The organism is Novosphingobium terrae (assembly GCF_017163935.1).
Taxonomy (GTDB): Bacteria; Pseudomonadota; Alphaproteobacteria; order Sphingomonadales; family Sphingomonadaceae; genus Novosphingobium; species Novosphingobium terrae.
The window spans coordinates 1,068,591-1,083,279 of sequence record NZ_JABVZR010000002.1 but is presented as its reverse complement, the minus strand read 5'-3'; the positions used below and the strand labels follow the sequence as shown (position 1 = coordinate 1,083,279).

General features: G+C 59.2%; 9 protein-coding genes. 3 read left to right on the top strand and 6 right to left on the bottom strand.

Annotated elements, in window-relative coordinates:
• The 3 genes from HGK27_RS23100 to HGK27_RS23090 form a co-directional block, all read right to left on the bottom strand.
• Entirely contained in the window at positions 1-1,356 is a 1,356-nt protein-coding gene (locus HGK27_RS23100) for a radical SAM protein (protein ID WP_206245233.1), read from the bottom strand.
• 528 nt (positions 1,357-1,884) lie between these two features.
• Positions 1,885-3,177, bottom strand: coding sequence for a glycosyltransferase family 4 protein (locus HGK27_RS23095; RefSeq protein WP_206245232.1), 1,293 nt, complete (start codon positions 3,175-3,177; stop codon positions 1,885-1,887).
• Positions 3,178-3,181: 4 nt separating this feature from the next.
• A complete protein-coding gene (locus HGK27_RS23090) occupies positions 3,182-4,384 on the bottom strand; it encodes a polysaccharide biosynthesis/export family protein (RefSeq protein ID WP_206245231.1) in 1,203 nt (400 codons plus the stop codon).
• Positions 4,385-5,041: 657 nt separating this feature from the next.
• Between HGK27_RS23090 and HGK27_RS23085 the strand changes: the two genes are divergently transcribed.
• The 3 genes from HGK27_RS23085 to HGK27_RS23075 all read left to right on the top strand — a co-directional run bounded on the left by HGK27_RS23085 (position 5,042) and on the right by HGK27_RS23075 (position 7,967).
• A complete protein-coding gene (locus tag HGK27_RS23085; RefSeq protein WP_206245230.1) occupies positions 5,042-5,797 on the top strand; it encodes a hypothetical protein in 756 nt (251 codons plus the stop codon).
• On the top strand, positions 5,760-6,536 hold the full coding sequence (locus tag HGK27_RS23080; RefSeq protein WP_206245229.1) for a hypothetical protein: 777 nt from the start codon (positions 5,760-5,762) through the stop codon (positions 6,534-6,536). The genes HGK27_RS23085 and HGK27_RS23080 overlap by 38 nt, the downstream gene beginning before the upstream one ends.
• Before the next feature lie 672 nt (positions 6,537-7,208).
• A complete protein-coding gene (locus HGK27_RS23075) occupies positions 7,209-7,967 on the top strand; it encodes a GntR family transcriptional regulator (protein ID WP_206245508.1) in 759 nt (252 codons plus the stop codon).
• An 87-nt stretch (positions 7,968-8,054) separates the two neighbouring features.
• On the opposite strand, the gene HGK27_RS23070 is transcribed toward HGK27_RS23075, so the two are convergent.
• The 3 genes from HGK27_RS23070 to HGK27_RS23060 are packed head-to-tail and all read right to left on the bottom strand — an operon-like array spanning position 8,055 to position 14,685.
• On the bottom strand, positions 8,055-9,992 hold the full coding sequence (locus HGK27_RS23070) for an alpha-L-fucosidase (RefSeq protein WP_206245228.1): 1,938 nt from the start codon (positions 9,990-9,992) through the stop codon (positions 8,055-8,057).
• Positions 9,989-12,334, bottom strand: coding sequence for a hypothetical protein (locus HGK27_RS23065; protein ID WP_241127777.1), 2,346 nt, complete (start codon positions 12,332-12,334; stop codon positions 9,989-9,991). Before HGK27_RS23065 ends, HGK27_RS23070 begins: the two co-directional genes overlap by 4 nt.
• A gap of 20 nt (positions 12,335-12,354) precedes the next feature.
• Entirely contained in the window at positions 12,355-14,685 is a 2,331-nt protein-coding gene (locus tag HGK27_RS23060) for a GH92 family glycosyl hydrolase (RefSeq protein ID WP_206245506.1), read from the bottom strand.
• Positions 14,686-14,689: the final 4 nt, after the last annotated feature.

The following is a 14,689-nucleotide window of genomic DNA, read 5'->3' as shown; positions in this document are numbered from 1 at the left end:
TCAGGCGATGACTGCTTCTTCTGCAGGCAGTCTGATATCGGCTCGACAACGAGCGCAGGTTGAAATTTCATCATGCCGATTTTCTTCTAGCAGTCGGATCATTTCATGACGTCTTGGATCGACCAGAAGTTCAGCCAGTGTGTTGTCCTTCAGATTGCCGACAGGCACTTCCCGTTCAAAATCGTTGCAGCAAGCGACCACCGCACCATCACTGTCTATGATCAGATCATTGAAAATCTTCCCCTCGCAGCGAATAATATGTGGGTCGAAGGACAGCGAATCGAACAGTGTCTGATCGCGTGAGCAACGAGCCGAAAGTGGATGGAAAGCAACGTGTTCTGCTCCCATAGCTTTGAAATGGCTGAACATAGCCTCCATTTCGCCATGATTTGCACGGCTCACCGGGACGGAAACTCGCACCATCTGGGGAAAGTCACGGAATAGACCCGGGAATTTGGCGTGCACTCGTTCGGCGCGCAATGGTGCCATCATGCGATCATAAACAGCGGGATTGATTGATTCACAATGCAAGGTGATCAGGGAAATATAGTCCCTGAGCTTAGCATGCTTTTTGGGATCATAAGCAGCCCCATTGGTATTGACCGAAATTGCGACCCCAGGCAGCATCTGACGGACATAGGCAGCTCTCTCAACGACGAAGGGATCGACAAGGCCGTCTCCGAAAAGACCGAAAGCGATTTGCCCGGTGATCGGGATGTCGCCCTCCGCTAATTGATCAATCAAGCTTCGGAATAGCCCCATATCCATAGGCTTACGGGGAACATGCGCCGTTTCTGCCTTGCCGGTAGGACAGTGGATACAAGACGCATTGCAAGTACCCGTGGTCCCGATGATAACGAAGTTCAGCCGTTGCGCATGGGCGCCTTCATTCCAGCGGGTAGCTTTGGCCAGACGTTCGATCTCGGCATCCGCCGGTGCAAGCGCCAGCGCCTTCTCGAATAAGCGGTTGGCGTCTTCGATACGGTGATTGGCGCGGTAATTGGCTGCTGCTTCCTTCAACAGCCGGATGTTACCAGGCTCCAAGGTTACGGCTCTTTCGAAGGCCTTTGTTGCCAGGTCCTTTTCGAGGTTGCGCTGTAAACCGTGCGCTGCGCAGAGCAAATCCTTCGCTTGCACGACGCGGCCGACGGCAGAACGGCGAAACCATTCAAGGGCATGGCCACGCTGACCAATTGCCTCAAAAGAAGCACCGACGTGACCTTGAATATTGGCGCTTCCTGGAGCCACCCGATCTGCCCAGCGGAAAAATTTTAGTGCGATATCATCGCGCTTATAATGACGAAAACCATGCCCCACCCAGACCGATGGCAAGGCCAGTATATCTTTCGCCAGCATTCTTTCAGCCCCATTTTCAAACAAATAAAAGATACCTTAGTGAGTTATGTAAGATAGTCCAATCATTGCTGCAATTGCCCAATATGCAGAAATACTTATCTCGGGTGAGGGCTAATGTATGAGGCCGCCTGTAGTCGGTGTGAGGGATATCTAAGCCGAGTGACCGGCAGTGTATCGATGTACTAGGATCGCGCCGACGATAAGGCTAATCCAACGGTATGCGTTGCAGAGGAATTGCCTAGGCGGGTTGCGGTGCCACGCAGTACGGTCGGATCGGCAGCGTAATGAGGCTTGAACAGATGTTGACGCTGGTCGCTGAGATTTCTTATTGTACGGGCTCGCCACGTCTTCTTACTTTACATATAATGGGAAGAGAACCTGAATCGACGCCTCATTTCTTGTCTGTGTGGATGGTGCGATGTTATTGCTAAATGAGCCTCGTGGGCGGTTAAGAACCCCTGCGGTTAGGCATAGTCGCATCCAATGCGATGTACCCTAGGTCGCATGCTGCTGTTTATTGTTCTTTAGTTACCGCTCCAGCCCCATTCGCATATACATACCCTGTAGCCGTTCTGCGAAAGCCTCGTTAGTAAAGCCTTTCGCGTGGGCTAGCCCGGCTTGGCTCAGTCTATCATACAGCGCATCATCATGATCCAACGCACGGATAGCATCGGCGATCTGTATGGTTTCATAGGGATCGACCAACAGTCCACCCGCGCCAACCACCTCGGGTAACGAGGCTGTGTTAGAAGAAATAACCGGCGTGCCCAGTTGTAAAGCTTCCAGCGCGGGCAGGCCAAAGCCTTCATAAAGTGAGGGAAACAGCACTGCCCGTGCCGAGCGAATCAAGCGGAAGAGCATGTCGCGCGGCAGATATTGCAACTGCACGATCGGCCGATCCACTTTGCGCCCATAGACTGTGCCACCCGCACCCAAACCGCCACTAGCTTCGCTCATCCCCCAGTCCCGAGAGGAGATTACCACCAGTGGCCGTTCGCTCTGCGAGGCCAGATAGGCATCGACCACCCGGCCAATGTTCTTCTTGGGATCGGTCGCGCCGAAAAACAGATAAAAGCCCTTGGCCGGTAGGCCAAAGACGCTCTCAATCATGGCGCGGTCTTGCTCGGCGCTGCTTTGCACCACGCTTTCTGGCAGAGGACTGGATTGGTATGTGTTGGTCACTTTGTCCGGATCTGCGCGGAACATGGCCAGAATATCGCTGCGACTCGCCTCTGAAACGGTGGCGATATGGTCGCCATGAAACAGGCATGCCTCGATAAGGCGATGGTAATAGTGCTTGTTGTCTCGCGTTGTATGAGGGAGCTTCAGTGGCACCAGATCGTGCAATGTGTAGACATTGCGGCTTCCTGCCATGCGGATTGGCACAGGGTAGGTCCAGTGCATTACATCAGGCGGATTCGGCATGGTGACGGTGGTGAACTGCTTCAGATAGGTAAAGCGGGCCCAAGCAACCTCGAATAAGAGCGGGCTAGTCCACAGCCGATCAAAAGCAGGCCAACGGGCGCCGAAGCCGCGCTTGTCGACATTGTCAGTCAACGGAATTTCGGTCAGGCGGCGAGCTAGGTGCCACCAGATGACCGAATTCCGGACCTTTTTGCCGACATTGCCCTGGTGGCCATGGCCGAACTGCTCAAAGAACAATGTTTCGCGCAAGCTTGGCTTGCGGCCTGGATCGATGCCGAACACAGCCTCGACCCCATGGCCCATTTCCGCAGCGACATGCGCCAGCGACGCACCATAAGTCGCTACACCCGTTCCATTTGGAATGGCCAAATTGTAACCATCTATGCCGATGCGCATGAAGTTACTTGGCCGCATAGACGACGGCAGCAGCCGGGCTGAACAGATTGCCGAGCAAAGCTGCCATCTTCTGAGCCAAGCTGGCCTTCGAATTGGCGAAAAGGATCACATCCTTATCCTGCATCTCGAACATCTGAGCCAGGAAGTAGCTCTGCGGCTTCATCATATCGATGTGGTAGATGACCGGCTGTGCCATCTTGCCGGCACTGTCGCTCTCCAACCGAAACAGATAGACTCCGCGCGCGTTGGCACGGGCGTCGGCGGGCCCCGTGGCGCGGGCGATCGCTTCAGCTAAAGAAACCTTCTCCGCGCTGAACGGGATTTGCGAGACCTTCTCGGTCGCGCCAAAAGCCGTGTATGTTCGAGCTGCACGGCGCAATTCGATGCGATCGCCGGGCAAAATCACCAGATTGGCAACATCTTCAGCTCGCAAGTCACCTAAGCGTACAGATGCCGCCTTGTCGCCCCGCACCAAGTGTACATCCAGATCAAGCCCGTCAGCACCGGCAGTCGTGGATGTAGCGCCCCCGGCGATGGCCAGCACATCGAGCAACCGTTCACGTGCCGCGGTTAGGGGGATGCGGCCTGGTTTGCTGATGGCGCCTGATACATAGGCAACGTTCTGAACGCTCTGTGTGATGGCCACCTGCACCTGTGGGCTTTGTGACAATGGCATTAGGCGCTGTCGAATTCGGCTGGCCAGAGTGTCTGGATCAGCATCATCGGCACGCAAAGTGCCAATATAGGGTAAAGTGATCGTGCCGTCGTCACGGACTTGAGCCGAGATGAGGTGCGTCTCAGCTGCCGGCGTGCGCGCATCGGCTGCGCTGGACGCGGCGCCGAACAAACTGACTCCGACCTCATAGACTGAGATGCCCAGTGTATCACCCTTCTGGATCTGATCAGTGCGGGCTGGTAAGGGGTTGGCTGACATGGCCCCTAACTGAATTAGGCCCAGCTCATTGCGTACCGGCGGCGTATTGACGTTTTGGGCATCGATATCGACAATCTTGAAGCCAAGCGTGTTATCAGCCCCTGTTGCGCTCTTTTTAACGGTTGGTACCGTAGGCCCGTTTGACGGCAAGGAGGCACAACCACCAAGAAGGCTCAGAGCGCTGAACAGCGCAATGGCATGCATGGATGTGGCGGTGCGGCCCTCGCGACGAGCAAAGGGCATGGTGGGAGCGCTCAGGTGCTTGGAAAACATGCGGGCGTATCTGCCAATATAGCTTGCATACCGCAAGCGTTATCGGAGCGCCAAATTGCAGTTGGTCTCAGGGCCCTTTTGTTGTGAACGGCCTCCCCACCCATTTAGCCTTTGAGTGTCTGGAATCTCCGGACGCGCCCGGGAAATAGCGGTGGCTACTCGGTCTGGGGGTGAGGTGGCCTAGGATCGTGGTTTACAATGCGCTTAGTTTTGTTCGTGGGAGGGGCTTGATCACCCAGATACCCATTGGGCAACCGCCTGCCTGCTCCCATCCGCAATCGAAGGGCTGCCATCCACCGCGTTCGCAATGGGGTCATCTCATTCGGTCAATCATACACAGAGCTATGGCGTTTTCGAGGATTCGATGCCGAACTTCAAGGCAAATCTAGGTGGAATTGCGCATGCCACTTGTAACAGTATTAATTATGTCATATAAATTAGCAATTAAATGAATATTTTACATCGGACCTTTGCCCCCATGAGCCCTACAACCTTTCCTCAGGTGATTGAAGAAGAGTTCTCCCTATCACTTCAGGGCAGCCCTGCTGGTCATGCTCAACGTGTGACCAATTCACTGCGAGTCGTAACTTTGGGGGGCTCAGCGTGCGCGAAGTTGGGGCACGACTTCCGCCTCACTATTTTAAGCATGTTCGACATATGTGGCGCCGTCCGACAATTGCTCTAATGTCTCAAAGCGGAAAATCAGTAAAGTTTAATTGCTCGGGCCTTAGTGGTGAATACGTTAAATATATTACGCGTGAAATTACTGGAGATCACCTTCGAGAAATTGTGAGTCTTGATGGTGATATTCTACTATTTGATCTGACGCGTGACATTCATATGGGCGTAATGAAGATTGCGGTTGATAGATTTATCTCCAACCCATGGGATGCTCGGGGCATTGTCGATGGCCTCCCTGTAGATATGGATTTCGATGATGAGAAAGTCCGAAACATATTCGGTTACGGAGGGGATGGGTTTTTCTCATGGCATGAAAATCACGATGCCTTCATGGATTTGTGGAAAAATCACTATTCAAGATTCATCGAACTCATCCGTCAGAAATATCCAACCTTTCGGCTAATTAAATTCTATTTCACAAATAGGTTGGTTGGGGAAAATGATATTCTCTTCTCAGATGGACTGAGGGAGTTTGCGATAAATAATGTTCTAAGAAAAATGTACGAATTCTCAGATAGTCTGGGGGTCGATAGCATTGATGTGGATGAGAAGTATTTTCTTAGTGATGAAGATGGATTGATGGCTTGGGGAGGGCCGAATAATACTCACTATATCGATGAGACGTATGCGCTGATTGTTGATGGTGTCAATCAAAGTATTATGGGGGGGGAGGCTAAATGGTGGTCGACATCTTATGTCTCAAGCCTTCGTCAGAGCAAATTGGGAAGCTGAACGGCGCAAGAAAATTCGGACTCTCGAATTGGACTGTGAGGCGCTTTCTTCTGAACGAAATGATCTAGTCACTCAGCGAGAAATTATCCTTGCTGAAAGTAATGAACTTGATTTTCAGAAAAATGTCCTAATAGCAGAGAGAGATAGTATCAGAGATGAACGAGATGCGCTTCTTGCCGCGCAAGAAGCGTTACTCGCCGAGCGGCAGATTCTGATTGCCGAACGGGAAGCTTTGTTTGACCAGCATAATCTGGAATCCCATGCCAATTCTCAACCAACGGCGACGTCATCATGGCGTTGGTCTGCAGGGGAACTCCATGTTGGCGATGGAGAGAGAATCGGTGAAAAGATTGCACTGATCGGTCGTTCGGGGCTGCTCTCCTATGGCCCGTATGCTGAACTGCCGCCTGGGTTCTATCTGGGTTGCGTCAGCGTTTCGAATATATTTGGGGAAGGCTGTCTCCATGTAAGGATTACTTGCGCATTTGGTGAAAAAGAGGTTGCGCATCATGAATTTAAAGAAGTAGAAAATGGGTTAATTTATTTTTTATTTTCTCTTGAGGATACTGAAACTGAAGAGGTTGAAATTGTAATTAATTCAGAATCTTACGATGTTGTTATGGTGGATTTTGTAGAGATTCATCGAAGGTCCTCTGATGCATCTTTAGAATCCGATAAATTTTTTGAAATCCAAAATACTACGCCACGAAAAGGGTGGCTGAAGCGGTTTTGGAAGTAGAGTTCTTCGTAAGATTTTAGTAAGATCTTTGATTCAGAAGCCATGCTGGCCAGCAAGGTCAGCATGGAGGAGTATGATTCCCCTGTTACCTAACCACGCAGCTTGGCAGCACCAGGTCAAGTAAAGCGGAACTCAAGCTTCCACCTGATATAAAAGGGGGTTTGAGTAGATGCATATCGATCTCCGTTGTCAATCAGAGGCTTCGATAGAAAATCTATAAAGAAAACAAGGGATCATGTCTGTGCAAGGCGCGCTGGTACTGAACAATCACCTTTTGGTGCGAGCTCAATCACCAAAGTTCAATCGGCGACCTCTCTCAATAGGCTCAACCCGATCTGGCCTGCTGTTGGTTTGATGGACACTGAGATATGTTGTTTTATTAAGCCGGCAGCAGGCCGGTGCGACATGAGAGGATGAAAGGCTAGGGAACCGTGCTAGCGTGTCTTCTTTGTGCTTAGCTGGGATGTGCTTTCAACCTTCTGTCTAAAACAGCAAGAAGCGCTGGGCATGGGTCGCCAGTTATCGATACGATCTTGTGGAGCTGATTTGCACACCTTGCTGTCTGCGCATGCGAGTAAAGATAATGTTGTGGTCGCGCCGGCGCATCTCACAACAATCCGATGTTGCCCGGTTCAGCGGTTTGATCTAGCGCTGCGGGGGCAAAGGGGAACTATGGCCTTCGTTGATCACATTGGGGCATTGGATGAAAATGTAGCCGGCCCACGCTACATCCGCCTGCAAAACTTGATCCGACAGGCTGTGGACGACCATCGTCTGGCTGTCGGTGAAGCTTTGCCGAGCGAGCGGGACCTTTGTGAAAGCTACAACCTTTCGCGTGTCACGATCCGCAAAGCGATCGACGGGCTGGTCGAGGATGGCCTGCTGGAGCGTCGGCAGGGCGCCGGTACGTTTGTATCGATGAAAACGCCGGCAATGCCCGGGCGGGTCGAGAAGAATTTCTCGATGTTGTCTTCTTTTTCGGAGGATATGCTGTCACGGGGGCGCAAGCCGGGCAATGCCTGGATCGACCGGGCGGAAGGTGCCGTCAATCCGGAGGAAGCGCTGGCACTGGGGCTATCGCCCCGTTCGCGCGTTTATCGCTTTCAGCGCATTCGCTATGCCGACGGGCAGCCCATGGCTCTGGAGCAGGCCACGGTTCCCGGTTGGGGGCTGTCCTCGATCGATGCCGTCGATACCTCGCTTTATGACGCGCTCGACCATGCCGGCAACCGTCCGGTGCGTGCGCTCCAGCGGGTTCGCGCCATCGGTTTTGGTGAGGAGCAGGCCGGACTGCTGGAGGTCGCGGTGGGCGATCCCTGCCTGTTTATCGAGCGCCGGGCCTTTCTGACCGATGGCAGGGCGATCGAGATGACTCATAGCTGGTATCGTGGCGACGCCTATGATCTGGTTGCCGAATTGAGCGACGTTTAAGGCTGATCGCCACCGGTTGGGGCGGCATACAGGCCAAGCGCTGTCGATAGATTGGGGCCGATCCGAAGACCGGCCCCATACCCGGCTTCAGCCCCGATCTGGAGCGAAAGCCGAAATTTCCGCGATGGACAGCACGGCATCCCCCAGCGCCGAGGCCGGAAAACTCAGCCGAAGAAAGCGCGCGGCAATCGGCTGTGCGAAATGGATGCGTTGGGTCGCCCTTGCATAGGCGATGTTGGAAAACTCGCCCGAGGCAGCGGTTTGCCAGTTCTGGCCGTCCGCGCTCCATTCCACACTGTAGCGCGCGGGCGGACTGTTACCCTCTTCGGCATGGCGGGTTGGGGTCAAGGCAAAGCCCGCGAGATCCTCGCTGCGGCCCAGATCCAGCGTCAGCATGGCAGGAACCGGAGCGTGCCAGGCCGAGTTGGCATTGCCGTCCAGCACGGCCTCGGCGCCCGGTGCGCTGGCCTGGGTCACGCGCCAGCCTTTGCGGTCCAGCGTGCGGTTGGTCTTGGACAGGCTGGGAGCGATCTGACGCGGCGTCACCGAGCGGAACAGCGCGATCTCGCTGATCGCGGGTGCGGCGGGCGCCTCAAGGATGCGCAGACGCAGGCGGCGGGCATTCTGCACGGCGGGCAGGCGGATGATGCGCTGGGCGCCGATCCCCTCATGCCGGGCCACCTCGCGCCAGACGCCATCGGTCCCGGCCAAATCGACCGCAAAGCGTGTGACGCGCACGCCCAGCGGCAGATATTCGCGCAGGCGGATCGTGTCGAAGGGCGCACCGGGTGCCAGATCGAGGGTGATCTCGGGCGTGGTCACCCCATCGGGCGTGCTCCAGTAGGTGTCGCGGTTGCCGTCCAGCACCTTGGCGGGGGCAAACGCAGGGCCCCGGCTGGCGCTGGCATGAGCGACCGCCTTGCGCGCCACATCACTGGCAAAGCTGGCGCGCAGGGCATCGCCAAAGGCCGAGAGCGCGGCGACATCGGGTTCGGCGATCTGCCCGCGTCGGTCGGGCGGGATGTTGAGCAGCAGATTGGTGCCCCGGCCCACCGACTGGTCGTAAAGCTCCATCAGCCGCGCGGGGGATTTGACGGCGGTGTCCTCATCCTCGTGATAGAACCAGCCGGGCCGGATCGAGACATCGGTTTCGGCGGGCCACCAGATCTCGCCGCCGCGCACGCCCGAATTGCCCGCCGCCTGCTCATAGGGAGCATTGGGCATGGTGGGCCAGCAGGGATCGCCCGCCTTGCCATCCTCATTGCCCACCCAGCGGATATCGGCGCCCAGCGGATCGAAGGTGCAGGCCATCGGTTGCAACTGGTGAACCAGCGCGATGATCGAGGGCCAGTTGTAATACTTCGGGGCGTCGATCTTGCGGGTTTCGCGTGCTCCCCCGTAATAGCCGTCACCGCCATTGGCGCCGTCGAACCACACTTCAAAGAGCGTGCCGTAATTGGTGCAGAGGTCGGTCAACTGGGCGCGGTAATAGTCGATATAGGCCGGGCGGCCGTATTCGGCGTGATTGCGGTCCCAGGGCGAGAGATAGAGGCCGAAAGGCATGCCCGCGCGGTGGCAGGCGTCGGCCATCTCGCGCACGATATCGCCCTTGCCGTTCTTATAGGGCGTGTTGCGGATGCAATGTTCGGTCAGCGGCGTGGGCCACAGGCAGAAGCCGTCATGATGCTTGGCCGTCAGGATCAGGCCATGCATGCCGCCCGCCCTGGCCGCCGCAACGATCTGGTCAGGGTTGAAGTCCGTGGGGTTGAAGAGTTTGGTGTCCTCATCGCCATAGCCCCATTCCTTGTCGGTGAAGGTGTTCATCGAGAAATGGACGAAGCCGTAATACTCCCGGCCATGCCAGGCCCACTGGCGCGTCGAGGGCGTGGCGCCATAGGGCGCGGGCGCCGAAGCGGCAGGGCCTGTGGCGAGGCGCGCCAGCGCGGGGTTGGCGGCCCCGGCAGAGGCACCGGCGGCGGCAAGGCCCGAGGCCAGAATGCGGCGACGGGTCAGATGGGCTTTCATGGGGTATCTCCGTTGGAGAGGGGAAGGGGGATAAGCCAGCTCTGGGCGATCTGATGGCCCCGGCCCGAGCCGCCAAGGCCCGCAGGCCGCGTCCAGGCCAGATCGAGCACGCCATGGCTTGTCGCTGCGGGGGGAATGTCGATGCTGACGGTCATCGGGTTCTGCGTGCGGTTGAGGGCGCCGTGCAATTCCAGCGTGCCATTGGCGACAAGACGCATGGGCAACTGATAATCCTCGCCCGCATAGCGCGCGATCAGGCGGTAGCGGCGGCGCGGGTTCAACCCGGTGTAATGCAGGCGGATTGGCCGATCATAAAGCGTTTCGGCATAGGTGATGTCCGCCATGCGCCAGCCGTCTTCGGGCGTGCGGTCGGCGATGCCGTCGATGGCGGTGTCGCGCAGGTCTGGCGCGGCCTGTGTGTCTTTGGCGCGGACCAGATGAGGCTCGGCCTGCGGATTGCCCAGATCGTCGTAAAGCGCGTGATCGGCCTTGCGCTGCGGATCGGCCAGAGCGTGGAGTGCGGCAATACGGGCAGGCTCATCGGGCCGTTGGAGCGCCTGTGCCATTTCCTTTTCGATCGCCACCCGATCGTTCAGATCGACCCCGGCGCGATCCAGATTGGCGCCCCGCTCGATGTTGGAGGCCCCATAGAGCCTGACGCTGAGCTGCAACCGGGCCTTGCGCCACAGATCATCGGCCAGACCCGACAGGCGCTGGTGCAGGGCGGCGATGGCGGGGCCATCGGGCTGTTCCAATTGTGCGCGAGCGCTGGCAACGGCTTGGGCAGCCTGCCCGGGGCGGGCCCGAGCCAGCAGATGCAGCGCCTGATCCTGACGCTGCCACGCGGCGATCAGGCGCTTTTGCACCAGCGCATCATAGACCGCGCGATAGCGCAGCGTATCCAGCCGCCAGTCGGCATAGGCTGTGGGGCGGATCGCATCGGCAAGGCGTAGGGTGGCGGGGATGGTCCGGTTGCGGGCGGGATCGCCTTGCCAGTTGCGCTCCAGCGCGAAGGGCAGGCGCGCGGCGCGCGGATCGCCGATGAACATGCGGGCATAGTCGCGCGCGACAGTCTCGGGCCGGGTCGCCGGGTTCCAGCCCAGCGCGAACCACAGAAACTGGTTGAAATCGTCGTTCACACCCTCGGAATAGGTGATGAAGCCTTTGGAAAGCGGGGCCTGTGCCTTGAAGATCCGGGTGAAATCCAGCGGGCGCGGGTCGATAGGCTCGCGCCCCTCGGTCAGGGCGAAAGCGGGGGACCAGCGCGCCACGGGAAATTGCGCATGCATCGCATGGCCGATGTCGGGGTAGAGCAGCAGCGGCACATCGCGCGGCAGGCTGGCGCGTTGCCGGTCGAGCGGATCGCGCGTCTGCGGACCATAGAAAACGCCGGTGAGACCGGAGGGGCGGCGCGGCAAGGCGGCATAGAAACCCGCGCTGTCTTTGGCATCGAACCCCTGCGCCGAAAGCCAGACCGTGGCGGCCGGGTTGCGGGCATGGAGGATTGCGGCCTCATGCTCCATCAGCGGGATCAGTTGGTCGGGCGGCGTATGGCCGGGGTCGCCGCCGGGGATGTAGAGCGCATCCACCATGGGCAGCTGCTTCAGCAGGGCATCGAGCTTCTCCGCCTCGGCCTGCCGCGCGGCAGCGGCGGCGTAATCGCCCAGATTGGGGTAATAAAGCGCGAAATCAATGCCCAGTTCATGAGCGATCCGCCCGATCCCCGCCAGCGTCTCGAGTGGAGGCGCCGGATAGAGCGGGCTGGTTGCCGCATCGTCGGAGACGGGCGCGATGACCTGCACACCGCTGCTGCCCCACAGGGCGAAATCCTCAATACGGCGGCGGAAACGCTTCAGATCCCAGGCGTCGTAAGTGTTGTTCTTCGCCCGATAGCCGATCTGGGTCATGCGCGTGGGGTAGTGCGGCGCGGTGCTGAAGGCGGCAGGGACCGCCAGCCGGGCGCGGGCATCCGCTGAGCGAAGCAACCAGCCCGCCGCATAGACCAGCCCGCGCTTGTCCGGGGCGCTGAGCACAAGGACGGGATGGGCCTTGGGGCCAAGGCTGCGGATGGAAAAGCCTTCGCCCTTCGCCTTTGCCTGCAACCAGCGGGCGCGCAGTGCGGGCGGCAGCAGGGGCCCGACATCGTCCTCCAGCGCCAGCACGATCCGGTTCTGGCAGTTTTGGGTGGGCAGGGGGTGACCGATGCGTTCGGCAAGGCGCTCGGCCAGAATGCGCGCGGCCACCTGCCCCGCCTCATCGCTGACCACGCAGGCCTGCCCCAGATCCTGCGCTGCCACCGGCGCGGCACCCAGCCCGAAGGCCAGCGCGACGCCCGTGGCCACAATCCCCTGCCGCGCGAGGATCACGCGGGCGTGCGGCCGAAGGATGGCGGGCGGTGCTGCGCCGCGCTGGCAAAGCCCTTGTTGGGCTGCGTTCCCATGCGGAACACCAGTCTGCCGCCCTTTTGCAGCTCGGCATGGCTGATCCAGCCCTTGCTCCAGGGCTGGCCGCGCCATTCCACCGACTGGATATAGGGCGCATCGGCCGCATTGCCCTGCGCCTCGACCACCAGCCGCGTACTGCCTTCGCCCAGTTGCACCTCAATCCGGTCGAACAGCGGCGAGCCGAAGACATAGACCCCGCTGACCGGATCGACCGGATAGAAGCCCAGTGCGCTCAGCACCAGCCAAGCGCTCATCTGCCCGCAATCATCATTGCCGATCACGCCATCCGGATCGGCCTTGTACATCTCGTTGCACAGGCGGCGGACCATGGCCTGCGTCTTCCACGGCTGGCCCGCATAGGCATAGAGATAGGCCACATGGTGGCTCGGCTCATTGCCATGGGCGTACTGGCCGACCAGCCCGCTGATGTCTGGCGGGGCATTGGCGGGCAGGGTGGAGGGCGCGTTGAACAGCGCATCGAGTTGCGCGGCGAAACGCGCCTCGCCGCCGAACAGGGCGATCAGCCCATAGACATCATGCTGGTTGAGGAAGGTGGCCTGCCAGCCGTTGCTCTCGGTGTAATCGCGCCACTGCGAGGAATGGCCCAGCTCCACCGGATCATAGGGCTCGGCAAACTGTCCATTGTCGAGGCGCGGGCGCATAAAGCCGCGCTGCGCATCGAAGAGATGGGCATAGTTGAGGCAACGCTTGCGCAAGGTGGCGGCATCCTCATGCGCGCCGACCTTCTCCGCGATGACGGCCATGGCATGATCGTCATAGGCATATTCCAGCGTGCGGCTGACGGATTCGAAGATCTTGTCCGCCGGAATCCAGCCGCGGCTGTCGTAATAGTGGCGGCCCAGGCTGTTGTCCTGATCGGGCGCGGCGGGGTCGAAGGCGCGTTTGCGGATCGCGGGCCAGGCGGCGGCATAATCGCCGGGGATGCCCTTGGTGATCGCCTCGGCCATCACCACCACCGCGTGCCAGCCGATCATGCAGCCGGTCTCCACCCCTTGCAGCGGCCAGACCGAGGGGCCGAAACGGCTCTGCGTGGCCTGACGGATCAGATCCTGCGTGAACTGGCGCGCCTTGTCCGGGCGGATCAGCGTGATCAGCGGATGGAGCGCGCGATAGGTGTCCCACAGCGAATAGGAGCTGAAGGCGGGCTGATCGGCGGGCGTGGTATGGATCTCTCCGTCCATGCCCATATAGCGCCCGTCGCTGTCGGTGAACTGGGTGGGGGCCAGCAGGCTGTGATAGAGCGCGCTGGCCAGGATCGCGCGCTGGTCGGGCGTGCCGCCCTCCACACGCATGGTGTCGAGATGGTCATGCCAGCGCGCGACAGCGGCGCGGCGGTGGCGGTCGAAATCCCAATCCTGAACCTCGGAGGCCAGATTGGCCCGCGCGCCTGCCACATCGACACCCGAAATGCCCGTGCGGATCAGCAGCGGCTGCGCCCCGGCATCGTCGAAGAACAGGGCGACCTTCAGGCGGCGTCCGCTGACCTGCTTGTCGCCTGCCGGGTGATTGTCATCGCCGAAGAAGGCGATGCGGTCGGGTTTGCGTGAGAGTTGCAGCGCGAAATGGATGCGCCGCCCCTTGGCCCAGCGGAACACGCGGCGGCTGCCGGTCAGCGTGTTGTTCGCACCCCATTCCAGCGAGGCCTCATCGATGATCACCGGCTCGCCGGGGGCTTCCTGTTTGCAATGGGCAAAGTCGATCAGCACATGGCCTGGCCCCTTGGGGAAGGTGTAGCGGTGCAGGCCGGTGCGCTCGGTGGCGGTCAGTTCGGCCAGCACGCCGCTTTCCAGCCGCACGCGGTAATAGCCGGCTTCCGCATGTTCGTCCGAGAAGCGCTGGCGGTAACCGGCGTCGGGATTGTCGAGCGGGCCGGGTTCCAGCTCCAGCGCGCCGCGCGTGGGCACCACCAGCACATCGAGCATATCGCCGATGCCGGTGCCCGAGAGATGGGTGTGCGAAAAGCCCATGATCGACGTATCATCACGGTGATAGCCCGAACAGGCATCCCAGCGCGCATTGTCGGTGTCGGGGCTGAGCTGGACCATGCCGAAGGGCAGGGTGGCACCGGGATAGGTATGGCCATGGCCGCCGGTGCCGATGAACAGATCGGGCTGAAGCGCCCCGCCGCCTGCCGGAAGTGAAAGGGCAGCGGCATGCAGCGGGCTGAGGCCTGAGGTCATGGCGGCGCCGGCGGCGGCGCCCAACAGATCGCGACGGCGCAGGGACATCGTC